We start from the raw sequence: 23,722 nt of genomic DNA on the forward strand, positions 1-23,722 counted from the left end.
GTTTCAAGCCGGTTGCGAGAGCTCAAGGATTTTGTAGTACCCCTCAGGCAATGGCAGATTCTGACGATCAGCACTTGATTGAACCGAAGTCCTGAAACTCCTGAGGGCTTGATCCCAGGTCAGTGCCTGATCATGACGAGCCATTGTCAAACGTTCGACACCTATTCCAAAACCCCAATCTGTGTTAAGGCCAATCTCAGCAATTTCAATTTCCTGGCCGTCGGGCAAAACATATTCAATCGAATACGTCTCCAATGAAGGCGAACGGGGATGACCCTTGGGTTCAAAATATCCTGATCCTTTTCCAGCAATCCGAGCCTCATTCAAGTCAACGAAGCGAATCTGCGATTGTTGAATTCCGTACCTTTTAAGCCAAGGCAAATGAGCCAGTACGTTGTCTGTGCCTGTTATTTTTAATCGATCGTGAGCGAGACCGATTCGGCTAAGCAAAAGATTCAGGACGAGGTCAATACTTGGGCTGGATCGGCTTCCTCCTGGGGAGCCTAGGCTCAATATGTGAAAGAGCGGAAGAGTCCCTGACCTGGACTTTTCACTAACATCTTCCACGCGTGAAGCCGGTTGTATACAAAACTCATTGACGCCAATCATCGAAAGATTGTCGTCAAATTCCAAGCCTCCATTGAATTCATAGCCGGTCACCAAGGGCCCGGATTGAACCAACTTGTAACCATATCCTTGGAAGAATTTGATTAAATCGTTAGCCGTTTCAGAAACCTGAGCATTAACAAATTCATTTTTAACTTTGTTGCTTCGCTCTTCTGCGTTTGAGCGCTTCAACAATCTAAAATTGCCCAGTACAACAACGGCAAATGTTGTCAAGCCAATAAACGTTCTGCGAAGCATGGCCATTCTTCAATTCTCCACATGTAACACATTTAGAACGCTCTACAAACGTCGGGGATGATCTTCAAACGCAACAATGATCAGAAGCAACAGAGAAAAATCTAAATAGCGCTTGCCCATGTCTAAGCAGACGCTATTCAGAGCTGGTGTTCAAAATGCAGCCGAGCAATCAACCTCCGTACTGCCAGCCGGTGGTGCTCAGCTCAAGAGCCGCTCCATCACGGTGCAACACAGCTGATTTAACTTCACCAATGAACACGGTGTGATCGCCGTGGGCCAACTCGCCAACCAGCTCGCACTCAACACCACCTAGTGCATCCTTCAGGATCGGCAGCCCGAGGGAGCCGAGATCAAAGGGCGCGGCCTCAAACCGGCCACCCACCGCCGACTGGGGCTTGAAAAATGTCGCAGCCAGATCCTTCTGATCGGCTGCCAACACGTTCAGCGAAAAACGACGAGTGCGCTTGATCATGCCGTTGCTGGTGCTATCGGCACGCACCCCCATCACGACCAGAGGCGGCTCGAATGAACCCTGGGTGACCCAGCTGGCAGTGAAACCATTCACCTCATCACCTTCCGCGACACCGCAGATGAACAACCCATGAGGGATTTTCCGCAACAGTGTCTTCTTGGCGTTCAGATCAAGCGACATGGCGGTTCGTGCTCACGATGTGGGAAGAATAGGCAAAACCGTGACAGCACAACGTGTCAGCGCTGCAGACAACAGAGGGAGACTGCTAGTTTTCAACGGCTTATGAGCAGGATCCCTGGACCGGCCCTCCTCCCTGAGTGTGTTCGCAACGGTGGCCGGAAGCGGAGTAGTGGGCCTGTTGATCTACGCCGGCTTCTTTTACGCCGACCTGCGTCGAACCAGTTCAACGTTGGAGCCTCAGGAGCGTCGCCCCTCCTATCCAACCCAAGCGAAGGCCGAACAGGAAGCCGAACGCTGGATCGAGGAGGGGGGCACCTTCACCGTCAAGACCACAAAGCGTGTTCGCAGGACCATTCCCCTCACCCGCCAGGAACGGCGCAAACTCGAGCTATTAGCTGATGAAAAGCGCAGAGCCCTGATTGAGGCGGACTATGAAGCCTGTCTCAATCAAGCGGCGACGGATCTCGCCAAAGAGCTCTGCTCCTTTCAGCAGTTACCGCCCAACGACAATTCGACCGCATCGGGGGTAGGTGATTCCAGTGGTCTTCCCTCCACCAAAGTCGTTGAAGATGTTCGTGTTCAGACCAGTCAACGCCCGCGCCGAACATGCACTCCCGTGAGTTCTTATCGACGTCTCAACTGCATTGAATTCGACGTGGACAGGAATGAAGAAGTCAGCAGAGAACAGCAGAACTCCCTGGAGATCAGGGGGTATCGACAATTTCGTTACTGAGGCGCCGATGGCGCGGACCGTAATGAATCCAAAGCGAAGGTTGCAGCACCAGCACAACAACCGCCAGCAAATGATGGCGCACCGCAAAGATCAAAGCCGTCAGGGTGACCTGATCCGCTAACAATCGCAGTTCAGTTCTGAGATCGCTCAGAGCAAGCAGCAGCAACAGCAGCGGTATCCAGCGCTGGGAACGGACTCGTGCTGTCGCTGAACGTTCAGGCACTGGCAGCTGCAGCGGACCGAGATGGCCAGATGCTCAAAAGAGAGGGCGCCAGGGCAATGCTGGACCAGCTACCAACAATCACACCAAGCGCGAGAGCAATGGCAAACCAGTAGAGCGTTGAACCGCCGAACAGGATGAGGGCAACCAGGGGCAGAAGTGTGGTGCCGCTCGTGTAGATGGTTCTAGTCAGGGTGGCTGAAACCGCACGGTCAACCTGCACGGAGAGAGGAAGGTCACCATCGATACGTTGGCGCTCGCGAATTCTGTCGAAAACGACAACCGTGTCGTTCACGGAGTATCCGGCAATAGTCAGCAGAGCAACGGCAAACAGGCTGTCAACTTCTAGACCTGTGGTGAGTCCGAGCCAGGCGAAGACGCCACACACGATCACGATGTCGTGAACCAGTGCCACGAGGGCCAGAAAGGCGTAGCGAGGATCGTAGCGAACGGTGATGTACAGGGCGATCCCCGTGAAAGCGACCAGCAAGGAAATCAGACTGCTGCGCAGCAGCTGTCCACCAAGGCTCGGACCGATCGTGTCAACGGACTGTCCACCAGGCTCAAAAGGCCCAGCAACCGGCTCAAGTGCTTCAATCACAGCTTGCCCCTGGCCTGCGGTGAGAGCTGGCATGCGCAGCACGACAGACTGACCTGCATCGAGGAGCTGAACGCGAGCGTTCTCCAACTTGGGCAATGCTTTTCCGTCCTGAACTGGCAGCTTGATCTGCTGAAGCTCAGCTTCGACAGCAACGGTATTGAGCTGATCACAGGCATCAGCGCAGCTGCGCTCCAGCTGAATCTGAGTCCCTCCTGTGAAGTCAAGACCAGGCCTTAAAGGCGATCCGATCTGAGGGTCCGTCCAGCTGCGCACAATCCCGAGCAGGCTCAAAAGCAGACAAACAGCAGACACCAACCAAACCTGCCGTCGACGGCTGGTGAGGGGGAAGCGCAGAGGTCGCACATCAGTTTCGGGTGAGGTGAAAGCCATGACTCAGGACGCTGTCGTGGGAAGTTGCTTTGCAGGCAGGAAATTCGTTGGACGCCGCAAGCCCTGGTAGCTCATCAGGAAGCGCAGCAATGTACGCGTACAGGTCAGAGCCGTAAACAAACTGAGCAGAACGCCGATACCGAGAGTTGCCGCGAAGCCCTTGACCAGACCGGTGCCAAGGGAAAAGAGTGCGGCACAACTGATCAGCGTGGTCAGGTGACCATCAACAATCGATGAAAACGCCTCAGAAAAACCCGTTTCAATCGAGCGGATCAGGGTGTTGCCGCGCCGCAGTTCGTCCTTGATGCGCTCAAAGATCAGCACGTTGGCGTCGACCGCCATGCCGATGCTCAGGATGAATCCAGCGATACCCGGCAGCGTCAGTGTGACGGGAATCAGGGCATACACCGCAAGGTTGAACAAGGCGTAGAGGCTGAGGGCCATCACAGCGACAGCGCCAGCCAACCGGTAGATCAGCAACATGAAAATGCCGACCAGCACAAGTCCTGAAAGAGCGGCGATCAGGCTGCGACGAACGTTCTCCGCACCAAGAGACGGCCCGATCGTGCGCACTTCAAGGATTTCAACGGGCAAGGGCAGCGAACCACCCCGCAGCTGAACCTCGAGGTCCCTGGCATCTTCGGCCGTGAAGTTTCCGGAGATCGAGGCGGTGCCTCCTGAAATTCCAGCGGCTTTGTACTGGGGACCAACACTGGCTTCACTGATGAGTTCTCCATCGAGAACGATGCCGAGCAGTCGTCCAGTGCCGGCGATCGACTGGGTGAGCTCAGCGAATTTCTCACCACCCTCGGCGTTGAAATTCAGTGTCACCTCCCAGCCAGAGCCGTTCTGTTGCTGCTGACGACCAGCACTGATGAGTTGTTTGCCCGTGAAGGCCGTGGGGTCAAATCGATCAAGAATTTCCTGATTGGTACGCGCCAACAGCTGCTCTAGTTGCTCCGTCTCCGTCTTGGCCGTTCCGTCAAGACCTAATTCTTTTTGACGTCTCGCAAGCTCCTCCTGCTCGACGGGATCAATCTCGGACTGATCTTCGCCTAAGCGCGTGGCCAGCACACTGAGCAGCTGGGCTTTCAGCTGCCGCAAGCTCTGGACTTCCTCCTGCGTCCCTTCCTGCTGCGCCCTGAACTCAAGCAGAGCCGTACTGCCGAGAACATCAGCCGCCCGGGTCGGATCGGTGACGCCGGGAAGCTGGAGCACAAGCTGGTCATCACCGACGGTCTGCAGGGTGGATTCAGCGACACCGAGACCGTTAACACGGCGATCGAGCACCGCCTTAACCGCTTCCATTTGCTCTGCGCCAATGGTGGTGATCTCTCCGGCCGGTTGGACCTCGAGAGTGAGCTGACTGCCCCCACGCAAATCAAGTCCTAACTGCAGAGGGAAACTGGACAGAACTGCTGCTGCCGCGATGGCAAGCGCAAGGATGAGGGCGAACCAGCCCTGTTGGCGGGCCATCAATCAGAGCCCCTGACGAACAATGGTCTGCGCCGCTTCGACAATTTGATGCGGCTGAATGATGGTCAGATTCTCAAGGTTGCCGTTGTAGGGAGTGGGGATGTCCTGGCTGGACAGCCTGATCGGCCGGGCATCGAGATCATCGAAGCAATGCTCGGTGATCAGAGCGATGAGCTCTGCACCGATGCCACCGGTCTTCATGCACTCCTCCACCACGATCACCTTGTGGGTCTTGCGGATCGAGCGAGCAACGGTCTCCATATCAAATGGCTTGAGACTGATCAAATCGATCAGTTCGGCGTTGATGCCATCCTCCTCGAGCTGGTCCACAGCCTTGAGACAGTGATGACGCATCCTTGAGTAGGTCAGGATTGTGATGTCACTGCCCTCCTTGACCAGATCCGCCTGATCGAGGGCACAGGTGTACTCGCCATCCGGCAGTTCTTCCGTGAGGTTGTAGAGCAGCACGTGCTCGAAAAAGAGAACCGGATTGTTGTCGCGGATGGCAGCCTTCATGAGGCCCTTCGCGTTGGTCGGCGTGCTGCAGGCCACGATCTTGATGCCGGGCACGGCATGGAAATAAGCCTCGAGCCTCTGACTGTGTTCGGCTCCCAGCTGTCGGCCGACTCCGCCTGGCCCCCGCACCACCGTTGGGATGGTGAAATTGCCACCGCTGGTGTAGCGCAGCATCCCCATGTTGTTAGAGATCTGATTGAAGGCCAGCAGCAGAAATCCCATGTTCATGCCTTCCACGATCGGCCTCAGGCCAGTCATCGCGGCACCTACTGCCATGCCGGTGAAACTGTTCTCGGCAATCGGAGTGTCGAGGACCCTCAGTTCACCGTATTTCTCGTAGAGATCCTTGGTGACTTTGTAGGAGCCGCCGTAATGGCCAACGTCCTCTCCCATCACACAGACATGGGGATCACGGGCCATTTCCTCATCGATGGCTTCGCGAAGTGCGTTGAAGAGAAGCGTCCCTGCCACGGCGTTGCTGCAATCCCGGCCATGCCGGCGTCAGCGGCCAAGCTATCTCAGTCCAGGTGTGTTCAGCCCCCGGCAGCAAAGGTAGCCAAGAGCAGCACTGAAAGAAGCAGTCCTGGAGACAGCAGCAGCACCAACTGACCGAGATCGTGGGGGGTCATGGCTGCAGAAGCTCTGCGCCGAGGCTAGGCAGCGTCCAGCTTGTCTTTCATGAAAAGACTGCGAAGAAACACCAAGAACAAACCAATCCCGATGAAGGCAAAGCTGAATGTGGCCAGAAAACACATGCCAATGAACAGAGTCTTCATGGCAGACGCGATGTTCTGGGCTGTAGTGCTGCTGAAATTCGAAGAGTGAGTCGACAGATAAATCACGACTTTTTTGCTCAGGCCGAAACTCAACCAGGCCAGAACAAGACTGGTAACGGATCCGGAAAAGAAACTGAGTGGTCCTTTACGGGGCTTCGCTGAGGCTTTGTTGCTGTCACTCATGCAGCCAGCTTGACGCCGTGGGGGAGCAGTGAGCAACTCCAGGACTGCAAACCTTCTGCCAGAAACAGCTCGGTCGTTCGCTGACGGGCTTGTTCAGCCGCATCGAAGTTGGGGAACAGAGCAAAGCAACTCGGTCCTGAACCACTCATGGCCACCCGCAACTGCCCCGGCAATGATTCCAGGAGCGCCAGCGCCTTCCGCACCGAGCTGTTCTGAGGAGCCACCACGGCCTGAAGGTCGTTGCGCAAGGGCGGAGCAGATTCCGCTCGAAGAGGATGCAACCACGCAGAGGTGCGAAGTGCCTGACGACGCTGCTCAAAAGCAGACTCACCGTCGAGATAGTGATTGAAACGCTGCCGCTTGGATTCGCCATAGGCCCACGGCGTCGACACGCTGATGGATGGATCCTTCACCAGCAAGACGCCCAGCGGCGCAGTCACATCAGGCAGAACTTCAAGCCGCTCGCCGCGTCCGAAACAGAGCTGGGTGCCGCCGGCCACACAGAAGGGCATGTCGGATCCGAGATCAGCAGCAAACGTCTCGAGCTGAGAGGCGCCCAAACCAAGGCCCCACAGCGTGTTCAGGCCAACCAGTGCTGCTGCCCCATCGCTGGAGCCTCCTGCAAGACCGGCGCCGATCGGAATCCGCTTGCGGAGATGCATCCGTGCACCCAACTCCCCGAATCCGGATCGCTCACGCAGCAGCCTGGCCGCCCGCATGATCAGGTTGTCGTCTCCGCAACTGAGTTCTGGCTGATCACAGCTGAGAGAAAGAGTCCCGTCTGCGGTGTTCTCGCAATCGAGCTGATCGGCGAGATCAATGCTTTGCATCACCATGGCGAGTTCATGGAACCCGTCGTTGCGCAGGCCAAGCACCTCGAGATGCAGATTGATCTTGGCCGGAGCGCTGACGCAAACCGGAGCCGTCATGAACAGAACGCAGCGCAGTTGGCCGGACTCCGACCGGAATCAGGAGGCTAAACCACAGCCATAGCCCAGTTTTTACAGGGGATCGAAGGCCCAATATCTAGAGATTGCTCAGCCACGACACGCACAAACATCGATCCGTCTAAGGCAGCTCACTCGGATGTTTCCGCCTGACTCAATCCCCTGGCCAGGGCCACCCAGTTTTCCGGTGCCACCTCCTGAGGCCTCTGCTGCAGATCAATCCCAGCCTGCTGTGCCAGCTCCTGGAGCTGATCAGGAGGTTTGACACCGGCAAGCGTGTTTCGCAACATCTTGCGTCGAGCAAGAAAGGCCTGTTTAAGCAATCGTTCCACCCCACGGCAGATCTCGGGATCTGGGCGCTGATCCGCCGGCAAGGGGTCCAGCCTGATCACCTCGGACTGCACCTTCGGAGGAGGCTGAAAGCAACGCGGCGGCACAGAACAAACACTTTGACAACGGGCCAGAAGCTGCAAACGCACACTCAAAGCACTGAAACTGCTGTGTCCGGGACGGGCTCGAATGCGCTCTGCCACCTCTTTCTGGACGAGCAGGATGAGCCTTTCGTAGGGCGGATCAACAGGTCGATCCAGACGACCAATCAGCCGATCAAGCAAGGGCCCCGTGATGTTGTACGGAATATTGGCCACCACCTTGGAGGCCGGAGAACCGTCCGGAAGGGTCAGAGGAACCTCAAGAACATCGCCCTCACAGAGTGAAAACCGCGACTGAGCTCCGTATCGCTCGGTCAGACCTGACACCAGATCTCTATCCAGCTCGATCGCATGCACCAACGCGGCAGGGCTCTTCAGCAGTCGGTCGGTCAGGGCACCACGCCCTGGTCCCACCTCGAGAACACGGTCTCCTTGCTCGAGTGCTGCTGACTCGAGAATCCGATCCAGAACCCGTTCATCCCGCAGCCAGTGCTGACCAAACCGTTTGCGGGCCGTATGTCCTGCGAAGCTCATGTCATGCGGGCCATCGGTTCACTGTGCACCAGCGCATAGGGCGCGGAACGCGATGATTGTGGTGTTTAGGTCTGGCGGGTTGATGAACAGATCTGCGCTGCTGATCTGCATCGCCGGCCCCTCCGCAGCAGGCAAGACTTACTTCAGTGAGGAGCTGAAAACGTCGCTCGCTCATAGCGGGATTGCTGCTGTGGTGATCGGCTCCGATGATTACTACCGCGAGCACTGGACTCCGGATTCGATCTACGGATTCGACACGATCGATGCAATCGATCGCGAAGCGCTGATCACAGACGTGCAGTCCATGAAAGATCGTCGACTTCAGCATCGACGCCGTTACGACATGAGCACCAGGGACGTCAGCTGGGAATCTTTCAACGAAATCTGGGATGTTGTGCTGCTGGAGGGGGCATTCGGCCCCCAACTATTGATGGATCAGCTCCATCCTGATCTTTTGATTTATCTGAGCGCATCCCTGCCGATCAGAGTGATTCGCCGACTGCGCCGTGACGTGTCCGAACGTCAGCGAACCCCCCTGTCGGTCTTGCGTCAGTCAGTGATGCAGATGCTGCCGGGAGAGCGGAGGTTCATCCATCCACTGAGACGTTCGGCTGATCTGGTGATTCGCGATCTTCCAACGGGTCTTCCACTAGCTGTGAAACGAATTGAAGGTCTGATCAAGACATCCGTAGCTCCGGGACCCTGATCCAGCGCACAGGCCTGGAGCTGGGTGGCAACGGCACAAGCGCAAGCACCAGCTCGAGATGCCCCTGATCACACCAGGGGTGACATGACTGCCAGCAGGCAAGCGTTCGGGCCAAGCGTCTGCGTTTTACAGGATCGAAAGCTTTCACACCCCAGCCATCAAGACCACATCGACGCCTGGCCTTGACCTCCACCAGCAGCAGACGGAGACCTGAGCGACCCGATTTGATCATCATCAGATCAAGCTCCCCGTAACGACAGCTCCAGCGCTCAGCCAGGCAACGCCACCCCCGGCCTTTCAACAGATTCAGGGCACGCCGCTCGGCCCAGCGACCGGGATCGCTCTTGGCATCAATGGTCCACAAGATCAGCTCCCTGCATTCACGGAGCATTCCCCTGAGCTAGGAATCAGGCCCCCTAGGCTTCGGTGACGCTCTTCATCCGCTGATGCAACGACATCTGCTGGCCTCCCTGCTTGCTCTCCTTCTTTTAGTGGGCTTGCCTCCTCAGCCGGTGCAGGCTGCAATGGATTACGCCAAACAGGTGTTGATCGGCGCTGATTTCTCCAACCGGGAGATGCAGGGGGTGACCTTCAACCTCACCAACCTGCGTGAAGCTGATCTGTCTGGCAGCGACCTGCAGGGCGCCAGCCTCTATGGAGCCAAGCTTCAAGACGCCAACCTCACAGGAGCCAACCTGCGCGACGCAACGCTGGATTCAGCGGTGCTGGATGGCACCAACCTCACGGATGCCGTTCTCGAAGATGCTTTTGCCTTCAATACCCGGTTCATCAACGTGACGATCACCGGTGCCGATTTCACCAACGTGCCTTTTCGCGGGGACGCACTGAAAACACTCTGTGCCGCCGCCGACGGCACCAATCCAGTAACGGGCCGCGAGACACGCGACACCCTTGGCTGCTCATGAGCTTCGATCCTCGCAGCCTGGAACGGCTCAGACAACTGGGACGCCAGCTCCCTGAGGCCATCCCTGCACCGGCAACCGACACGAAACGCGCCGCCAAAGACAGCCGGCCTCGCCACAAGGTGGAGACCGAGCAAGACCCCAAAGCTCTGTTTCATGAACTGATGCAGGTGAGCCAGGACGGCACCGTTCCTGAACATCTGATGGCGCGATTGCGGGATGCGGAAGAGCGGGTCGACAGCGAGCGACGCCAGAAGCTCAATGCCCCATCACCATCAACGCTGGATTCTCCTACCACCCAGACAGCCTTCTCGAACCGTTCGATGGGCAAAGGCAAGAACACACGACCTCAGCGCCGTGATGTGGCACCCGGCAGTGAGGAGGACAGTCTCTACGTGGCTTTCGGACAGATGTTTCTTGAGGAACAAGACGACGAGACGGATTGAAGCCGCTAAGCCATGAACAATTCCCGTTGCCGCATCATTGCGGTCGGAAAAGTACGCAAGCGGTGGGTTCAGGAAGGTGTGGACCTTTATCTCAAACGCCTTCCTGGCCTGGGCATTACCGAACTGCGTGACAGCAACCCTAAAAAGGAGGCCGAGGCGATCCGTCAGGCCCTGCGTACCGATGAATATCCGGTGCTGCTGATGGAACAGGGCCTCACCCTGACCTCGGTGGACTTTGCTGATCGTTTACGGGACTTGGGTTCTGAGCGTCTGGCCTTCGTGATCGGAGGCGCTGACGGCTTCACCGATGCATTCAAAAGCACAGCTCGCTGGCAGCTGAGTCTTTCACCTCTGACCTTTCCCCATGAGCTGGCTCGATTGCTCTTGCTCGAGCAGCTCTACAGAGCGCAGGCGATCCTGCAAGGGAGTCCCTATCACCGGGCCTGATGTCCAGTGCAAAGGCGAGCGTTCAGGAGGAACGGCAATTACCCCCCCGCTGCGACTAGCGCCTCGGCCCAGGCATCACAGCACACCCACCACTGGAGATATCCGAGCTGATGCACATGGGGCAACAGCTCAAGCATCATCGCCGCAGCTGCTGTCGTAGCCGGATCAGGCTGCGTCCGGGCCAGGCGATAGTTCGCACAAAAAGCGCCGAAGGTCCCTTTGCGCACCCCCCGCTGACGTTCCAGATGCTCCTGCAGCACAGCGTCGCTGCGATGGCTACTCATGGCTGTCTGTGCAGCTGATGCGCCGAAATCCTGAGCACCCGGCAACAGATCCTCACCGGTGAATCCGCACACCTCACCTGAGGCCAAGGCCTCTTGATTGTCATCATCAAAGCCCTGAACCTCCTCATCGCCACGCTTGGCCATCTCCTCTAGGCAGATCTCAGCGATGTCTTGGTCGCGCCAGTCGAACAGGTCACCAACGCCGTTGGAACGCACAATGTCGACCATCTGACGCCGCAGCATGCGATTGCAGGCTTCAGCCTGTAATCGGTCTTGATCCGTTATCAAGGATCTGCGAAGGGCCCATTCCGCGTTCAGAAAAAACGCCGAAGTGGTCCCTTTTCGATGGCCGTTAGCACTGTGTTGCGACGTCCCCATGATCTGTTCAGGGGTCACACAGCGATCGTTTGTCATGGCTGTGATCAAGAGCGATCACATTCATCTTCATCAGCTTTGGCTGTTCGACACGGATCGGCGAGAGATCTGCAACAACTGCGCCATCAGCACGCATGCCATAAGTATTACCCCCAGCCAGAGCACGCTCTGCAAGCCCGTCAATGCCATCGAGCTCGTTCCCATCGAGAAGATCACAAAACCAAGGCCATTGAGCGTCGTCAATGTTGCCCAGCAACGCCTCTGCAACTCGGCCGGCACCAAGTCAGGCAGTCGATCGAGCGTGAGCGATGAGGTCATGATCGACCACCAACCGATCAAAAAAGCAGATAACAACAGCAGTTGCGGCGTGCGCGCCAGCGCATAGATCCAGGCCCCCAACCCACCAAGCATGGCCACCGCCGGAAGCAACAGTGCCGTTGGCCAAGTCCTAGGCAAAACCAGCAACAACAATGACGCCATCAAGCCGCCAAGTCCCATGGTGGAGAAGGAGGCACTACTCATCGATGCATCCAGGCCGATGCGGTTCGAGGCCACGATCGGCTCATACAGCGCCATGGGCACCTGGGCCGCTCCCGTGAGAGCAAACGCGCAGGTGAGAGCAATCAACGGAAACCAACAAATTGATTTCACACCGCTGTCAGCAATTGCCACCTGCTGTTCTTCTCCACTCTGTTCATTAGCGCGCAAACGGCGATGCCCCCGGTCGATCAGCCATAGGGTTGGGAGGGACAGCACAGTGGCGAAGCAAGCCAGCACTAACCAAGCGCCTGCCGCCGAACTCGGAGCCAGCCAGGCCACCGCACTAGCTCCCAGCAGAGCCACCAGTGCACCACCTCCCAACACCGTGGCGACAGCCTGGCGTTGATGACGAGCGGGAACTCCCGCGATAGCCAGGCCTGGCAGACCGCTCATCAGATGTCCAGCACCCCAGCCGGCCAACACCCTCAGACCACCTTCACCGAGTTGGCCACTCTGCACAGCCCCCAACCAGAGGCAAAGCACTCCGACCGCCAATGCCAGCCGCAAGCTACGCAGCAACTGGGCCTTACCCTTCAGTTGCGCCTGATGCACACAGCCCAACAGGTAACCCACCATGTTGAGTGCAGCGAGTTCACCAAGATCGGCCTGGGATATCCATTCCTGCACGACCATTTCTCGACCGATCACACCGAAGTCGGATCGGATCAATCCCAGGCCGATGCCCAGTCCGCATGCTCCTGCCAGCACCCTGAGCCGATGAGGTTCTTGTGGCTGAAATGGCACTGGTGAGCCTTCAGAGGACGGAGACATCACCACTGATCAGGCCGGCCAAGCGCTGAGCGCGACAGCTTCGAACTTGGCGATGCTCATGGTCCAGGCCCGCCCGCACATGGCTTGAAGACTCACCTGAAAAGCCTCGGTGTCGCCGCTGTTGAGCCAGTCGGCTTTGAGCCTGGGGAGGTCCTCCGGTAGACACTCCATTGGCAACTCCACCAGCAGCAGACTCTCGACGCCGCAAGCCCGACGCAAGGGGCCGTTATCACTGCGCTGCCACAGCCTCAGCAGCAACTCCAGAGCCAGGGAATGGGCCACCTGCGTGGGTGGCTCCTCCATGGCGGTTTGTGCACTCAAGGAACGCCCGGCAAGCGGCAGAGCCCTCTTCCCCTCCTGCTCGATCAAAGCGAGGGCAACGAGATAGGGAGCAGCAGCCATCACGACAACCTCAGTGAACACATCCTCTCCGGTCAAGGCCGCAGTGGCGCCGAATCCGGATCATGGCTGAACTGAATGTGCGCAGACAACCTGTCATTCATGACAGCATCAGCTCAGGAGCCAAGGACAGTCCTCTGCTTCGGCGACTCCAACACCTGGGGATTCAACCCCGACGGTGGTGGGCGACTGCCCCACGACACGCGCTGGCCGAATCAGTTGGAGCAGCAGCTGAACCGGCGCGCGTCCGGCCCTGCCTGGCGCACGATTGAGGACGGTCTCAATTCCCGCACCTGGCTGCTCGACGATCCCATCGGTGCCGCCCGGTATGGCGCGCAGTACAGCTGCAGCGGGCGCTCAGGCCTGATGACCTCTCTGCACAGCCACAAACCGATCGACGTGGTGATCCTGGCGCTGGGCTGCAACGACTGCAAGAACTACCTCAACCTGTCCGCCGAGCAGATCGCCGACGGCGCCCGCATCCTGATTCACGACATCCGCAGCGCACTCAACTGTGGCCCACGTGAGCGGCCCGACCAGCCCCCCTGCATTGTTCTGATGACCCCGCCATTGGTGATGATCACTTCGCAGTCGCTGAACTGGGGATTCGCGGGAGCTGACACGAAATCCCAGGCATTAGGCAACCGCTATCTCCAACTCGCCGCTGAACTGGAGGTGCTCGCTTTTGATGTTCAGCCTGTGGCCACTGCCTCATCCCTGGATGGCATCCATTTCGACAGCCAGGCCCAGTCGGCGATCGCTACAGGCCTGGCCGATCTCATCGCCCAAACCTGAACACCAAACACAACCAGCAGCCGCAACAGAACACCTGTACTATTTTGTGCGTATTGGTCTGTTGAGCCCCTTGCAATGGAGATCGATCGCTCCTTTCTCCAACCACCACAACCCCTACGCCCCCAGAGAACGCCAAGGCAGCTGCCAATGGCGGAAGCGCGAGTGGCAGCAGGCTTTCCCTCTCCGGCAGAGGACTACGTGGACGTGGGGATCGACCTCAACGACCAACTGATCCGTCATCCCACCAGCACCTTCTTCCTGCGTGTCAGCGGCGACTCCATGACCGGCGCCGGCATTCATGACGGCGACCTTCTGGTCGTGGACCGCAGCCTGAACCCCTGCCCCGGACGAGTGGTGGTGGCCGTTCTCGACGGCGACTTCACCCTCAAGCGCCTGATGCGCCATCAGGGCCGGCTGCGCCTGGAAGCGGCCAATCCCAGCTATCCACCTCTCGATCTGCAGTCGTGCGACGACGTGCAGATCTGGGGGGTCGCCATCCATGTGATTCACCCCCTCTGAACGCCATGGCTCAGGTCACTGCCCTCATCGACGCCAACAACTTCTATGCCTCCTGCGAGCAAAGCCTCGATCCAGCCCTGATTGGCCGCCCCGTGGTGGTGCTTTCCAACAACGACGGCTGCATCGTGGCCCGCAGCGCGGAGGCCCGTGCGCTTGGCATTGCCATGGGCACGCCGTATTTCAAGGCCAAGCAGACGCTGGAACGGTGCGGAGTGGCGGTGCGCAGTTCCAACTACGCCCTCTACGCCGACATGAGCCAGCGGCTGATGAGCCTGCTGGAAAGTCAGGTGGAGGAACTGGAGGTGTATTCCATCGATGAAGCGTTCGCTCGCATCAGTCGTCCGCCGACGGCGGATCTGCTGCCCTGGGGGCGACAGCTGCGTGCCCTAGTGCGTCGCAATCTGGGGCTGCCGATCGCCATCGGCCTGGGGAGCAGCAAAGGCCAGGCGAAGCTGGCGAACCGTCTGGCCAAGGTGGAGGCAACCCATGCAGGCCTATTCGACCTTGGACACTGCAGCCATCGGGACCGCTGGCTAGAAACGATCGACATCGAAGATGTCTGGGGGATCGGCCGCAAACTGGCCTACTGGTGCCGATTGCGTGGTGTGCGCAACGCCCGGGAACTGCGGGATATGGCCAGCGGACCACTGCGGGCCAAGGCGGGTGTGGTCGGCCTACGACTACAGAGGGAACTCCAGGGACATGCCTGTCTTCCCCTCGACCTGGCCCCATCTCCGAAGCAGGAAACCTGTGTCAGCAGAAGTTTCAGTCGACCGATCACCTCCCTGGTGGAGCTGAGAGAAGCCGTGGCGACCTACGTGGTACGCGCCGCGGAAAAGCTGCGCAAACAGCATCAACGCGCTGCATCCCTGAGTGTTTACACCCGCACCAGCCCATTCGTACCGGCCTTCTACAGCCGCAGCGCCAGCACTCATCTGGACCTCCCCAGCAACGACACCCAGACGCTGCTAAGGGCAGCTTTGCCACTGGTGGAACGGATCTTCCAGCCACACCGTCAGCTCGCCAAGGCCGGCGTACTGATGGAGCATCTGCAGGACACAGAGCAACTGCAGCACCACTTACTGGTGCCGTGCAGTGCAGCGAACCTGCAACGGCGGGACACCCTGATGAACACCATCGATGGCCTCAACCGCCGCTATGGACGAGGCACCGTGCAGTGGGCAGCCTGCGGCCTGCATTCCGGCTGGTCCATGCGACGGGAACGCTTGGGCCGGGCAGCCACTACACGACTGAGTGATGTGCCGGTGGTCAAGACCTGAACAGCAGATACGGGCTTTTATGAAAAAATCTGGCTTCTATCGACGAAAAGGTTGTGTTGCGGCGAATCCCGATCATTGCTGCGGGACTTGTCCTGCTGGGACCCCAATCGACTTTCGCCGAGCAGGTCACCCTCAAGCTGAGCAACGGCGACACCCTGCACGGAGAACTCATCCCATCCGAAAGCACAGACACCACAACGGTGCTGCAGCACCCGGTGCTGGGAAGGCTGAGCATCCCGAAAACGGCACTGATGCCCGAACCCAAGCCGAAGCCATGGAAGCTGAGTCTCTCCAGCGGAATCACGGGATCCAACACCGACAACGATCTCTCCGCCGGGGGAACAGCGCAGCTCGACACCAGCTACAGCGCAGGCGCCAACAAGGTGTCGTTGAAAGTGAATGCCCAGTATGAGGTCTCCCGTGACGAGGGAGAGAGCGGCAATACAACAGACACGAATGAGGGCGATGCTGAGCTCCGCTACATCCGCAGCCTGAACAGCCGCCTGCACGCCTATGCAGGTGCGCGTTTCAATTACGACACGCTGAACTTCACCGGTACCGATGTTTTTGAAAGCTCAATTGGTCTTGGCTATGACCTGATCAAGACTCCAAAAACACGACTCACCGTGTCCCTCGGTCCCTCGATCGAGACGATCTGGGGAGGGGATGGCTGCAAAGCAGATCCGGTCTGCGGCGAGTCATTCGCAGCATCAACGGCCAGAGCAGAACTGGAGTGGAAACCCAGCTCAGCCGCCAGCCTCACGCTGACCAACACCTATACCGGGGCTTATGTCAACGGGATCTCAACCAACAACATCTTTTCCATCGCGCTGAAGGTCTTCCCCATGAACAATCAGCGCCTGTTCACATCCCTGAACGGTCAGACGATCTACAACGAACTGCGCAGTCCGAAAGTGAACAACAGCATCTCGATGCAGGTGGGCGTGAAGCTGGATTGAGGATGAGCGAACATCATTGAGGCGACTCCGGCCAGATGGTGATGCATTGCGGGTCTCTCGAGAGTGCAGCGGATTTTGCCCGCTCTGTTTCTTCTGGGTCGAGGTAGTGCGCTGTAAGTAGCAACATCAGACGCTTCAGAGCCTTCCTTCCCTGATCGGGAGTGAGCCACCCCAATCCGTAGTAAGTGCAAGTGGCATCAAGCCATCCCTTGGCTTCGCCCTGCAGTCTGAGCTCCAGATCATCCATGGCCGGAATGGCCATCACCGGAGAACTGAAAAGACAGGAAGCAGCAGCGAAAGCAATGAAAAAACGATGCACTGAACAACAACAGCTCGCAACATCCTGACGCCTCAGCCCAACATGCTCTCAAATGGGTACACACAAGACTCCGTATTGCACTAAATAACAGTGGCGGAACAAGCCAAAAAACTGAGCTTCAGAGAAACTGATCTGTAACCAATTGATCAACCCATCTGTTCAAGTTCGCGACCGCGGGTTTCTCGCAGCGCGATCAAAACATAGATGAATGAGATCAAACTAAACACAGCAAAACAGGCGAATGGAAACGATGGTCCTGCGTGCTTGAGCCAGAGAGGAAAGCTCAAAGAAATCAGAATCGTGGCCAACCACTTGGCGGTGACTGAAACACCGAGGGCTGTCTCACGAATGCGGTTGCTGAACAACTCACCAAGCAGAATCCAAAGCACGGGCCCCCAAGAACAACCGAAAGCCAACACAAACAGATTTACTGCAATCATCACCACAACAGCTGAAGAACCGCCGAGCGGATCAGGAACCTGTGGCATCCCAAGACCTCTCAGCCCGATAGACAGTGCCATCAGGCTCAACGTCATCCCTGCGGAACCGATCAAAAGAAGTAATTTGCGGCCAAGTCGATCCACAAGCATGACCGTGATCAACGTGGCAAGCAAATTGACGGCTGCTGTCACCACACTCCATCCGAGACTGACTTCTGGAGAAAAGCCAATGGATTGCCAGATCAGAGTTGAGTAATAAAAAACGGCATTGATGCCATTGAACTGCTGAAAACAGGCCAGCACGATTCCACTCCACACAACCGGCAAAGCCAACACCTGCCAGAAGCCCAAGGCTCCTGCTCGCTGAGAATCTTTCACCGCAAATGAATCCTGAACCTGCTGCACCAGATGGTCAGGATTAGAGGCTCCGAAAACACTGAACACCCTGCGAGCCTGCTCCAGGCGACCTTCACGCACCAACACTCGGGGACTCTCAGAGACCCGCGGCAGCAGAAGCAGATAAAGCAGTGCGGGGAGCGAGCCAGAGAGCAGCATCCAGCGCCAAAGTTCCATCGATCCGAGACGCTGGACAGGATCAGCACCAGGCACAGCAAGAGCGAGCAACGCCTCGAACACCAGGGCGAGCAAAATTCCCAATCCAATGGCGCAATACATGACGCTGCCGATCCGGCCACGCATGCTTGCTGGTGCAATTTCAGTGAGATAGGCCGGAACCACAACGCTGGCAAGGCCAATGCCGATTCCAGCCAGCAGTCGCCACAGGAACAATGAGGGCATCGCGCTGCTGAACGCTGAGCCCACAAAAGAGCTGATGAAGGCCAACGCTGCCAACTGCATTCCTGGCACCCTGCCGATAAAAGCTGCCAACCGGGTACTGAACAGACCTGTGATCACAGCGCCGATCGGAGCAGCAGCAACCACGAGGCCAAGCTGTGCCGGAGTCAAACCCAGGCTGACGCGAAGCGGATCTGCTGCTCCGTTGACAATGACCTCGGAATAGCCAAGAAGGAAGCCTCCCAGTGCAGCGACCATCACAGGCCAAAGAATCGACAATGCAGCCACGGCCATGGGTCAGTCCCACTGGAGTTATCAAACTGATCGCAGAACGGACTTAAGACAACGATGTCGGACGGATTGAATCAACAATCAACGCACAAAATCTCTGCCTAAGCACCAGAAGCTAGACGAAGCGAAAACTTTGCATCTCAGTGATTTGCCGAATGGTGCAATGCAAAATTGCGCCGATATTCAAAGTGCATCAGCGGTTGGACTGGACGAACATCGAACCGAAAAAGCTGCTGAAGACCCGACGGGCTTTTAACCCATCACTCGATGCTCCTGTAGATCGCAACTCAATGGGGCAAGCCATGGCCCAGGATTCCTCCGGGCAGAAGCTTCGAACACTTTTTTCTTCTCAAATGATGGGTTGTTTGATGCAAAAACAAGCGAGTAAGGCCCTCTTGCCAACGGAAAGGACTTCCTCACTCGTGCAGAAGAGACAACAACAAAGCGCTTATGCCGTGAGCTGGAGGGATTGCTCGGCCAAAGCACGGAAAATCTCCTGTTTTTTGCACTCAAGGAAATCCTGCTCATTGGGATCGCCTCCAGGCCAGTTCCGCAGCGCGTCACAGGTTGTCTTGTATTCCAACCGGAGAGCGTTCAAGTCGTACGAAAAGGTGGCGACAGGCTCGTTCATGGGAAACACGAGAAGGTGGAGAAATTATTACAAGTCTTCATGCTCTCTTGACGTAGCAGCAGCAACAGTATCCACATTTCGCGAGAGACGTTAGTCAACAGCTGATCTGTTCGTGAGCTGCAGCTGTGCGGATATCTCGATCACGGACAACAACCGGATTGAGCGATGGTTTCTGGGTACTTCAATTGCTTGTTCTGATGACTTACGAAATCCGCAATTGGGCCGTGATCGCTGCGGCCATGGAAAAGCAAGGCGCCACTGACAGCCAGATGTATCGACGCGCCAAGGCGATGGCCAACGGCAACATTGACCCGATGCCGACAAGCTACCCGGCCGCCCCATACAGCATTTCGTTGGCCTGAAGGTTCACAGAAATGTCAATCATCGGGAGGCTGAACGATCAGACCTCCCTTTTTTGTTGCGCCTACACAACAGAATAGAGCTGGCCATGAGCACCTCACAATTCACTGAGATGCCAGTTGTGATCAAGTCCTCTGAGTTGAACAACTCAGTTCGCTTCATTGCGAAAGTCAACCGCCCACTGATTTGCGGGAAACCAGCAGAGACCAAATTCAATTTTGCTGCTGAATCGAGCTGCACGGAGGGGCCGACCTGGGTTACACCTGAAACAACCGCTTTTGGTGCTATGCCGTCAATCGACAAGAACGCAACGCAACAGAAGAAAGCCGAAGCGTCAAAACCACTGACTCTCCTGGCCCGTCCTGTGTATCCAGGCACACGCGGAACGCCCCACACCAACACCTGAAGAACGATCACTCAGCGAAAAAGCGTGGGCTCTGAAGGGCTGTTCTCTCCAGCCTTTCAGATTCCAACAGCGTGCACTAGATCCATGATTAAACGAGGACGTGTGGCGGCATGAACGAGATCAACACCACGGACTCCTGGATCCATATCGAACAATTCAGCCAAACTCACTCCTGGAGGCAAACCTGGATTTTTCTTGGCGGTGCGGTGGTGATGTTTGCTTTTGCGCTGCTCTACGAGATCGACAAAGACCTGAGTTGCAAGACTGATCAAGTTTCAATTCATCAATTGACTCACACAAACGCTGAACCTTCACAACGCATGCATATAGCAATCCATTCGGCATTCCTACTGGGATAGTCCTGATCTACAGGATTACATCTCTATGGCAATCGCAGACAGACATTGAACAGTCAAGAAAATAAAAATTAGCGATCAAAACCAGAAGCGGACGCCTGCAAAAAAGGAACTTCAACACAGTGGAATCAACATCTCTGAAACGAGTCTGAACCAATCAACCTCAGCCAAGCCAAGCTTGAGCCAGCCTTCGGCAACGGAGGATGTATCCAGAGACAGATTGTTTGTTTCCCCTGATTCGAACATGCAATGAAAATGACACGGCAGGGACTTTTGGCACAACCAACAGCAGTTACAGGCACTTAAGGTTTTCTCAATAATTGTTTTTGTCTCTTTTGCAGGGCACAAACTCACCACTGGGTCCTAGGCAGACGACTGCTGACCCTGTCAATCTCTACACCGAACGCCTGAATGGACGAATGGCCATGCTGGGGTTGGCCATAGGAATCACCGTGGAAGCACTGACCGGCAAAGGAATCCTCGATCAGGTGTTTGGTCTGTTCAGTTGACCCAATTGGGTTGAATTCCCGATGCTCAACGGCGGTGCATGAGCTACGACTGAAGGATGGGTACGTTGAGCATGACCGAACTCTTCAGCAAACCATCTGCACATCGTTATTCAGATGTCTTGATTCATCTTTCCGAATGGCTCGAGATGATCTGCATGCAGGCGCTTTTGACCTTGGCTTTGTGGCCGTTGAAATTGATGTACAAGCGTCCAAGGCCAGAAGAGTCATGGCCGGCCTGGCAAGCCAACCAGAAACTATGCCGGGTTGACAAGCGCTATTGCTGAGCGGAAATCAAAAGAGATCCCATCAACGGCACTTAAGTCATCACGGTTGAAGCTGATTCAATCGCTGACCAGAAGACACCACTCTTCTTTTCGCTGGAGGCCTGGCGTTAGCGCAAGGGGTAAGACTGAACTCACATCCAGGGCTGATCGGGTCAGCCTGGATCGGAACCGAACAGATCAGCAGCCAAGTGCAGGCAGCGGTCGACAGAACCCTATTGATCGAGCGAGATGGGAACACTGTCGACAGCACTGCGCTCCAGAGGTGGGCTTCACCAATGTCACCCGACTTGAGCAGCAAGTCATCACCTGAAAGAGGGATTCATCCATTCAAGGTGCAGGGCTTGAGTTGTCGTGAATTTCACAGCGTGCGGTCACAGCAGGTGCCCCCAACCCAGAAATATCACTGGTGAAAGCTCCGGTTGAACGGTCCAAGACGTTTGACAGATAAGACCTCGTATGGGGCAGCGTCTTCCCAAAACGAACTATTTCTTTTGTGAACGTAGCTGGATATTCCGTTCTGCTACGGAATGCAGGCTTGAAAATCCATGCTTTGCCACCCTCCTCATCGAGGGTGATTTCCCAGATGGTACGAGCAACTCCAGTCACATCACAGCGCAGAAAGACCTGATCAGCCCTGACGAAGTTGATGCATCCCTCCATTGCTGAAAGCGAAGCTGCAGCAAACAACCCGCCAACAGCAGAACCAACGACACACCGACCGAGACAGTCCATTCAGGGAAACAAGTTGGGGCAAGACTCTTTGATCAAGACACAAAACACATCCCCCCAGCGAGCGCTCGTGCACCCTGACGATCAGGAAAAATCCTGAACATCCTGAATAACCAAACCCTCAGCATGCAGCTGAATCGCCACTGCACTGGTGTTAAGAAACTGGAGGCGAGCCCCCATTTGGGGGATGAGCTTCGACAAAACCTGTCGTAGAAAGGAGGCACTGAAGAGGACTGCAAATGTCGACCTCAACCCCAACCTGCGCTTGTGAGCCCTGCGATTGCAGCATTACTGCTGATGCGGCTATCGAAAAAGACGGAAAGCTGTTCTGCTCTCAGCCTTGCGCTGATGGACATGCAGGTGGGGATCAATGCTGCACCAGCTGCGAGTGCTGTTAATTCCTTAACACACGCTTTGAACAAGCAAGTCCCCGCTCGATCGAGTGGGGTTTTTTGGATGCCAATAAAGACTGTGATCAACCCGCCCAAGAGCACTAATGGGCAAAAATCCTGTGTAGTTTCACATGGCGGCTAGAGACCATGGCCCGCTGAATTATCAATCCCAGGCGGCTTGGATGAGAACCGCTGCAATGTCTTGACTCTCAGCAAAGAACAAAGACAAAAATTTCACTAGCTGGCTAGCGCAACATTCCAGAGGACAAATAAAAACCAATAAAACCCTCAGTGATCTTTCTTTGTGTGCGCCAACTTCAGACTCGGCACGGGGGTCGAGCTGATGCTGCAATAATTGAAGAGACTTAAGACATTTCTGACAAGATTTAACAGATAAAACTGCAAATAAATCTGGTCATTCTCTTCTCAACTGCTCTCAATTGTGCCAGGTATTGAAGGTTGATTCATGAGCTTTTAGGGGTGATTGAAGCAATAAAAAGCCCCTGCGGTTGCAGGGGCTTTGAGTGTTTAGGCTGTCAACACTGCTTTATCCTGGTAAGTAGAACTGCTACTGACCTTTGCACTTTGAGACTTACACTAAAGAACATCCATTCCCACATAACTCCAAGAACACCTGTACTGCCCCCCGCAATCTCCGCCAGCCGCGCCTTCTAGCTCACCATCAGACGGGGTTTGGCGATGTGCTTTTAACTCTTCTGTGGTTATCGAGAAGCCTGCAGCTTTGGCAATGGCTACAACATCAGCTCCTTCTGCTTTGAGTTGTTCCTGCAGTGAAGTGTCTACTTGAACCTTGGCGATGAATGCCTTCAGTTGTTCTTCTGACATTGGTATCGGTAGTCTTTAGTGGTTATAGCAACGGTCTGCTGCAGTGCCTGTGACTAATATTTACTGCGCCCAATCGTGCCAGGTATTGAAGGCTGATTTATGGTCTTCTTGGGGTGATTGAAGAAATAAAACCCCCTGTCAATGCAGAGGCTTTGAGGGTGTAAGTTTTGAAGACGAGGGGAATACCAATGCTATACTCTCATCCCACACCACTGAGTTTACTCATCTCCTGCCAGTTAGCAAATAACCCTCCAGTTTTCTCAGCCATTTAGTTAGTTTTCTTCCAGCACTGACCTCCAGACACGCCTTCTAGTTCCTCTTCACTGAGTTCAGTAATCTTATCAGCAGTGAATTCGTGGCCATGTTCTTTAGCAATGCCTACAACATCTTCAGGTGACTTAGCTGCTTTTAGTTTCTCCTGAAGATTGGAATCACCTTTGACTTTGGAGAAAATGCCTTGAGTTGTTCTAGGGACATGGGTATCAGGTCTGTCAAGCAGTCATAGCAACGGTCTGCTGCAGAGGCTTTGGCTAATACTTACAGCGCTCAATCGTGCCAGGTATTGAAGGCTGATTGATGGTCTTTTTGGGCTGATTG

33 protein-coding genes and 1 pseudogene are annotated in these 23,722 nt (G+C 56.0%); 14 read left to right on the plus strand and 20 right to left on the minus strand.

The window, feature by feature from the left end; genetic code table 11:
- Positions 1 to 3: 3 nt before the first annotated feature.
- Complete coding sequence (locus DXY31_RS06945; protein ID WP_114993020.1) at positions 4 to 870, minus strand: hypothetical protein; 867 nt, start codon at positions 868 to 870, stop codon at positions 4 to 6.
- Between the two features lie 163 nt (positions 871 to 1,033).
- Complete coding sequence (locus DXY31_RS06950; protein WP_114993021.1) at positions 1,034 to 1,516, minus strand: flavin reductase family protein; 483 nt, start codon at positions 1,514 to 1,516, stop codon at positions 1,034 to 1,036.
- A 139-nt stretch (positions 1,517 to 1,655) separates the two neighbouring features.
- Here DXY31_RS06950 and DXY31_RS06955 point away from each other — a divergent pair, with 139 nt between their 5' ends.
- Positions 1,656 to 2,249, plus strand: coding sequence for a hypothetical protein (locus DXY31_RS06955; protein WP_244279594.1), 594 nt, complete (start codon positions 1,656 to 1,658; stop codon positions 2,247 to 2,249).
- Here DXY31_RS06955 and DXY31_RS06960 read toward each other — a convergent pair.
- The 7 genes from DXY31_RS06960 to rsmA all read right to left on the minus strand — a co-directional run bounded on the left by DXY31_RS06960 (position 2,221) and on the right by rsmA (position 8,323).
- Positions 2,221 to 2,472 carry a hypothetical protein gene (locus DXY31_RS06960; protein WP_114993023.1) on the minus strand — a complete coding sequence of 84 codons (252 nt, stop codon included), beginning with the start codon at positions 2,470 to 2,472 and terminating at the stop codon, positions 2,221 to 2,223. The genes DXY31_RS06955 and DXY31_RS06960 overlap by 29 nt on opposite strands.
- Positions 2,465 to 3,460, minus strand: coding sequence for a protein translocase subunit SecF (gene secF, locus DXY31_RS06965; RefSeq protein WP_114993024.1), 996 nt, complete (start codon positions 3,458 to 3,460; stop codon positions 2,465 to 2,467). Before secF ends, DXY31_RS06960 begins: the two co-directional genes overlap by 8 nt.
- 3 nt (positions 3,461 to 3,463) lie before the next feature.
- Positions 3,464 to 4,936 carry a protein translocase subunit SecD gene (secD, locus tag DXY31_RS06970; protein ID WP_114993025.1) on the minus strand — a complete coding sequence of 491 codons (1,473 nt, stop codon included), beginning with the start codon at positions 4,934 to 4,936 and terminating at the stop codon, positions 3,464 to 3,466.
- 3 nt (positions 4,937 to 4,939) lie between these two features.
- Positions 4,940 to 5,923, minus strand: a complete 984-nt coding sequence (locus DXY31_RS06975; RefSeq protein ID WP_114993026.1) for an alpha-ketoacid dehydrogenase subunit beta — start codon at positions 5,921 to 5,923, stop codon at positions 4,940 to 4,942.
- A 182-nt stretch (positions 5,924 to 6,105) separates the two neighbouring features.
- The gene (locus tag DXY31_RS06980) at positions 6,106 to 6,411 is read right to left on the minus strand and encodes a DUF3082 domain-containing protein (RefSeq protein WP_114993027.1); all 306 of its coding nucleotides are present in this window, start codon (positions 6,409 to 6,411) and stop codon (positions 6,106 to 6,108) included.
- Entirely contained in the window at positions 6,408 to 7,340 is a 933-nt protein-coding gene (gene ispE, locus DXY31_RS06985) for a 4-(cytidine 5'-diphospho)-2-C-methyl-D-erythritol kinase (protein WP_114993028.1), read from the minus strand. The genes DXY31_RS06980 and ispE overlap by 4 nt, the downstream gene beginning before the upstream one ends.
- Positions 7,341 to 7,489: 149 nt before the next feature.
- On the minus strand, positions 7,490 to 8,323 hold the full coding sequence (gene rsmA, locus DXY31_RS06990; protein ID WP_114993029.1) for a 16S rRNA (adenine(1518)-N(6)/adenine(1519)-N(6))-dimethyltransferase RsmA: 834 nt from the start codon (positions 8,321 to 8,323) through the stop codon (positions 7,490 to 7,492).
- 82 nt (positions 8,324 to 8,405) lie between these two features.
- Between rsmA and DXY31_RS06995 the strand changes: the two genes are divergently transcribed.
- A complete protein-coding gene (locus tag DXY31_RS06995) occupies positions 8,406 to 9,029 on the plus strand; it encodes a uridine kinase (protein ID WP_114993133.1) in 624 nt (207 codons plus the stop codon).
- Here DXY31_RS06995 and DXY31_RS07000 read toward each other — a convergent pair.
- On the minus strand, positions 9,001 to 9,420 hold the full coding sequence (locus DXY31_RS07000; protein WP_114993030.1) for a YraN family protein: 420 nt from the start codon (positions 9,418 to 9,420) through the stop codon (positions 9,001 to 9,003). The genes DXY31_RS06995 and DXY31_RS07000 overlap by 29 nt on opposite strands.
- 55 nt (positions 9,421 to 9,475) lie before the next feature.
- Here DXY31_RS07000 and DXY31_RS07005 point away from each other — a divergent pair, with 55 nt between their 5' ends.
- Genes DXY31_RS07005 through DXY31_RS07015 form a run of 3 tightly spaced genes read left to right on the plus strand, consistent with a single transcriptional unit; the run spans position 9,476 to position 10,845 of the window.
- Positions 9,476 to 9,955, plus strand: coding sequence for a pentapeptide repeat-containing protein (locus DXY31_RS07005; RefSeq protein WP_114993031.1), 480 nt, complete (start codon positions 9,476 to 9,478; stop codon positions 9,953 to 9,955).
- Entirely contained in the window at positions 9,952 to 10,398 is a 447-nt protein-coding gene (locus DXY31_RS07010) for a hypothetical protein (protein ID WP_114993032.1), read from the plus strand. Before DXY31_RS07005 ends, DXY31_RS07010 begins: the two co-directional genes overlap by 4 nt.
- A gap of 12 nt (positions 10,399 to 10,410) precedes the next feature.
- A complete protein-coding gene (locus tag DXY31_RS07015) occupies positions 10,411 to 10,845 on the plus strand; it encodes a 23S rRNA (pseudouridine(1915)-N(3))-methyltransferase RlmH (protein ID WP_114993033.1) in 435 nt (144 codons plus the stop codon).
- A 38-nt stretch (positions 10,846 to 10,883) separates the two neighbouring features.
- Here the strand turns inward: DXY31_RS07015 and DXY31_RS07020 are convergent, their stop codons facing one another.
- The 3 genes from DXY31_RS07020 to DXY31_RS07030 form a co-directional block, all read right to left on the minus strand.
- A complete protein-coding gene (locus tag DXY31_RS07020) occupies positions 10,884 to 11,507 on the minus strand; it encodes a hypothetical protein (protein WP_206749799.1) in 624 nt (207 codons plus the stop codon).
- Positions 11,508 to 11,576: 69 nt separating this feature from the next.
- On the minus strand, positions 11,577 to 12,815 hold the full coding sequence (locus tag DXY31_RS07025) for a YbfB/YjiJ family MFS transporter (protein ID WP_114993035.1): 1,239 nt from the start codon (positions 12,813 to 12,815) through the stop codon (positions 11,577 to 11,579).
- A 9-nt stretch (positions 12,816 to 12,824) separates the two neighbouring features.
- The gene (locus DXY31_RS07030) at positions 12,825 to 13,217 is read right to left on the minus strand and encodes a hypothetical protein (protein WP_114993134.1); all 393 of its coding nucleotides are present in this window, start codon (positions 13,215 to 13,217) and stop codon (positions 12,825 to 12,827) included.
- A gap of 99 nt (positions 13,218 to 13,316) precedes the next feature.
- On the opposite strand from DXY31_RS07030, the gene DXY31_RS07035 reads away from it, so the two are divergent.
- The 4 genes from DXY31_RS07035 to DXY31_RS07050 all read left to right on the plus strand — a co-directional run bounded on the left by DXY31_RS07035 (position 13,317) and on the right by DXY31_RS07050 (position 16,767).
- Positions 13,317 to 14,009, plus strand: coding sequence for an SGNH/GDSL hydrolase family protein (locus DXY31_RS07035; RefSeq protein ID WP_114993135.1), 693 nt, complete (start codon positions 13,317 to 13,319; stop codon positions 14,007 to 14,009).
- Positions 14,010 to 14,084: 75 nt separating this feature from the next.
- Positions 14,085 to 14,528: a LexA family transcriptional regulator gene (locus tag DXY31_RS07040; protein WP_114993036.1), complete on the plus strand. Its 444-nt coding sequence runs from the start codon at positions 14,085 to 14,087 to the stop codon at positions 14,526 to 14,528.
- Positions 14,529 to 14,533: 5 nt separating this feature from the next.
- Complete coding sequence (locus tag DXY31_RS07045; protein ID WP_114993037.1) at positions 14,534 to 15,808, plus strand: Y-family DNA polymerase; 1,275 nt, start codon at positions 14,534 to 14,536, stop codon at positions 15,806 to 15,808.
- Between the two features lie 53 nt (positions 15,809 to 15,861).
- On the plus strand, positions 15,862 to 16,767 hold the full coding sequence (locus DXY31_RS07050) for a DUF481 domain-containing protein (protein ID WP_114993038.1): 906 nt from the start codon (positions 15,862 to 15,864) through the stop codon (positions 16,765 to 16,767).
- A 13-nt stretch (positions 16,768 to 16,780) separates the two neighbouring features.
- Here DXY31_RS07050 and DXY31_RS07055 read toward each other — a convergent pair whose 3' ends face one another.
- From DXY31_RS07055 to DXY31_RS07065, 3 genes are all read right to left on the minus strand, one after another.
- Positions 16,781 to 17,086, minus strand: coding sequence for a hypothetical protein (locus DXY31_RS07055; RefSeq protein ID WP_244279595.1), 306 nt, complete (start codon positions 17,084 to 17,086; stop codon positions 16,781 to 16,783).
- A gap of 146 nt (positions 17,087 to 17,232) precedes the next feature.
- The gene (locus DXY31_RS07060) at positions 17,233 to 18,615 is read right to left on the minus strand and encodes a sugar porter family MFS transporter (protein WP_114993040.1); all 1,383 of its coding nucleotides are present in this window, start codon (positions 18,613 to 18,615) and stop codon (positions 17,233 to 17,235) included.
- A 445-nt stretch (positions 18,616 to 19,060) separates the two neighbouring features.
- Positions 19,061 to 19,243, minus strand: a complete 183-nt coding sequence (locus DXY31_RS07065; protein ID WP_066906425.1) for a hypothetical protein — start codon at positions 19,241 to 19,243, stop codon at positions 19,061 to 19,063.
- A gap of 125 nt (positions 19,244 to 19,368) precedes the next feature.
- Here DXY31_RS07065 and DXY31_RS07070 point away from each other — a divergent pair, with 125 nt between their 5' ends.
- Positions 19,369 to 19,605, plus strand: coding sequence for a hypothetical protein (locus DXY31_RS07070; RefSeq protein ID WP_206749800.1), 237 nt, complete (start codon positions 19,369 to 19,371; stop codon positions 19,603 to 19,605).
- An 86-nt stretch (positions 19,606 to 19,691) separates the two neighbouring features.
- Positions 19,692 to 20,009: a hypothetical protein gene (locus DXY31_RS07075; RefSeq protein ID WP_137024929.1), complete on the plus strand. Its 318-nt coding sequence runs from the start codon at positions 19,692 to 19,694 to the stop codon at positions 20,007 to 20,009.
- Positions 20,010 to 20,065: 56 nt separating this feature from the next.
- Here the strand turns inward: DXY31_RS07075 and DXY31_RS07080 are convergent, their stop codons facing one another.
- Positions 20,066 to 20,281, minus strand: a complete 216-nt coding sequence (locus DXY31_RS07080; protein WP_114993043.1) for a hypothetical protein — start codon at positions 20,279 to 20,281, stop codon at positions 20,066 to 20,068.
- 410 nt (positions 20,282 to 20,691) lie between these two features.
- On the opposite strand from DXY31_RS07080, the gene DXY31_RS07085 reads away from it, so the two are divergent.
- Together DXY31_RS07085 and DXY31_RS17335 are read left to right on the plus strand one after the other, a co-directional pair.
- On the plus strand, positions 20,692 to 20,874 hold the full coding sequence (locus tag DXY31_RS07085; RefSeq protein ID WP_179949436.1) for a hypothetical protein: 183 nt from the start codon (positions 20,692 to 20,694) through the stop codon (positions 20,872 to 20,874).
- 71 nt (positions 20,875 to 20,945) lie between these two features.
- Positions 20,946 to 21,158 (plus strand): hypothetical protein, encoded by a 213-nt coding sequence (locus tag DXY31_RS17335; protein ID WP_114993045.1) that lies wholly within the window; start codon positions 20,946 to 20,948, stop codon positions 21,156 to 21,158.
- Positions 21,159 to 21,198: 40 nt separating this feature from the next.
- On the opposite strand, the gene DXY31_RS17340 is transcribed toward DXY31_RS17335, so the two are convergent.
- The gene (locus DXY31_RS17340) at positions 21,199 to 21,456 is read right to left on the minus strand and encodes a hypothetical protein (protein WP_114993046.1); all 258 of its coding nucleotides are present in this window, start codon (positions 21,454 to 21,456) and stop codon (positions 21,199 to 21,201) included.
- A 670-nt stretch (positions 21,457 to 22,126) separates the two neighbouring features.
- Between DXY31_RS17340 and DXY31_RS07105 the strand changes: the two genes are divergently transcribed.
- Entirely contained in the window at positions 22,127 to 22,285 is a 159-nt protein-coding gene (locus DXY31_RS07105; RefSeq protein ID WP_114993048.1) for a metallothionein, read from the plus strand.
- A gap of 591 nt (positions 22,286 to 22,876) precedes the next feature.
- Here the strand turns inward: DXY31_RS07105 and DXY31_RS07110 are convergent.
- Both DXY31_RS07110 and DXY31_RS07115 read right to left on the minus strand, forming a co-directional pair.
- Positions 22,877 to 23,125 (minus strand): Nif11-like leader peptide family natural product precursor, encoded by a 249-nt coding sequence (locus DXY31_RS07110; protein ID WP_114993049.1) that lies wholly within the window; start codon positions 23,123 to 23,125, stop codon positions 22,877 to 22,879.
- A 268-nt stretch (positions 23,126 to 23,393) separates the two neighbouring features.
- Positions 23,394 to 23,602: pseudogene (locus DXY31_RS07115) on the minus strand (Nif11-like leader peptide family natural product precursor).
- Positions 23,603 to 23,722 lie beyond the last annotated feature (120 nt).

The organism is Synechococcus sp. UW179A (genome assembly GCF_900473965.1).
GTDB lineage: Bacteria > Cyanobacteriota > Cyanobacteriia > PCC-6307 > Cyanobiaceae > Synechococcus_C.

Coding starts and splice junctions, on each gene's coding strand:
- DXY31_RS06945 (WP_114993020.1), bottom strand. CDS start 870: ATGGCCATGCTTCGCAGAACGTTTATTGGCTTGACAACATTTGCCGTT.
- DXY31_RS06950 (WP_114993021.1), bottom strand. CDS start 1,516: ATGTCGCTTGATCTGAACGCCAAGAAGACACTGTTGCGGAAAATCCCT.
- secF (WP_114993024.1), bottom strand. CDS start 3,460: ATGGCTTTCACCTCACCCGAAACTGATGTGCGACCTCTGCGCTTCCCC.
- secD (WP_114993025.1), bottom strand. CDS start 4,936: ATGGCCCGCCAACAGGGCTGGTTCGCCCTCATCCTTGCGCTTGCCATC.
- DXY31_RS06980 (WP_114993027.1), bottom strand. CDS start 6,411: ATGAGTGACAGCAACAAAGCCTCAGCGAAGCCCCGTAAAGGACCACTC.
- ispE (WP_114993028.1), bottom strand. CDS start 7,340: ATGACGGCTCCGGTTTGCGTCAGCGCTCCGGCCAAGATCAATCTGCAT.
- rsmA (WP_114993029.1), bottom strand. CDS start 8,323: ATGAGCTTCGCAGGACATACGGCCCGCAAACGGTTTGGTCAGCACTGG.
- DXY31_RS06995 (WP_114993133.1), top strand. CDS start 8,406: ATGAACAGATCTGCGCTGCTGATCTGCATCGCCGGCCCCTCCGCAGCA.
- DXY31_RS07000 (WP_114993030.1), bottom strand. CDS start 9,420: ATGCTCCGTGAATGCAGGGAGCTGATCTTGTGGACCATTGATGCCAAG.
- DXY31_RS07005 (WP_114993031.1), top strand. CDS start 9,476: ATGCAACGACATCTGCTGGCCTCCCTGCTTGCTCTCCTTCTTTTAGTG.
- DXY31_RS07010 (WP_114993032.1), top strand. CDS start 9,952: ATGAGCTTCGATCCTCGCAGCCTGGAACGGCTCAGACAACTGGGACGC.
- DXY31_RS07015 (WP_114993033.1), top strand. CDS start 10,411: ATGAACAATTCCCGTTGCCGCATCATTGCGGTCGGAAAAGTACGCAAG.
- DXY31_RS07020 (WP_206749799.1), bottom strand. CDS start 11,507: ATGGGGACGTCGCAACACAGTGCTAACGGCCATCGAAAAGGGACCACT.
- DXY31_RS07025 (WP_114993035.1), bottom strand. CDS start 12,815: ATGTCTCCGTCCTCTGAAGGCTCACCAGTGCCATTTCAGCCACAAGAA.
- DXY31_RS07030 (WP_114993134.1), bottom strand. CDS start 13,217: ATGGCTGCTGCTCCCTATCTCGTTGCCCTCGCTTTGATCGAGCAGGAG.
- DXY31_RS07035 (WP_114993135.1), top strand. CDS start 13,317: ATGACAGCATCAGCTCAGGAGCCAAGGACAGTCCTCTGCTTCGGCGAC.
- DXY31_RS07040 (WP_114993036.1), top strand. CDS start 14,085: ATGGAGATCGATCGCTCCTTTCTCCAACCACCACAACCCCTACGCCCC.
- DXY31_RS07045 (WP_114993037.1), top strand. CDS start 14,534: ATGGCTCAGGTCACTGCCCTCATCGACGCCAACAACTTCTATGCCTCC.
- DXY31_RS07060 (WP_114993040.1), bottom strand. CDS start 18,615: ATGGCCGTGGCTGCATTGTCGATTCTTTGGCCTGTGATGGTCGCTGCA.
- DXY31_RS07065 (WP_066906425.1), bottom strand. CDS start 19,243: ATGAACGAGCCTGTCGCCACCTTTTCGTACGACTTGAACGCTCTCCGG.
- DXY31_RS07075 (WP_137024929.1), top strand. CDS start 19,692: ATGAGCACCTCACAATTCACTGAGATGCCAGTTGTGATCAAGTCCTCT.
- DXY31_RS17335 (WP_114993045.1), top strand. CDS start 20,946: ATGACCGAACTCTTCAGCAAACCATCTGCACATCGTTATTCAGATGTC.
- DXY31_RS07105 (WP_114993048.1), top strand. CDS start 22,127: ATGTCGACCTCAACCCCAACCTGCGCTTGTGAGCCCTGCGATTGCAGC.
- DXY31_RS07110 (WP_114993049.1), bottom strand. CDS start 23,125: ATGTCAGAAGAACAACTGAAGGCATTCATCGCCAAGGTTCAAGTAGAC.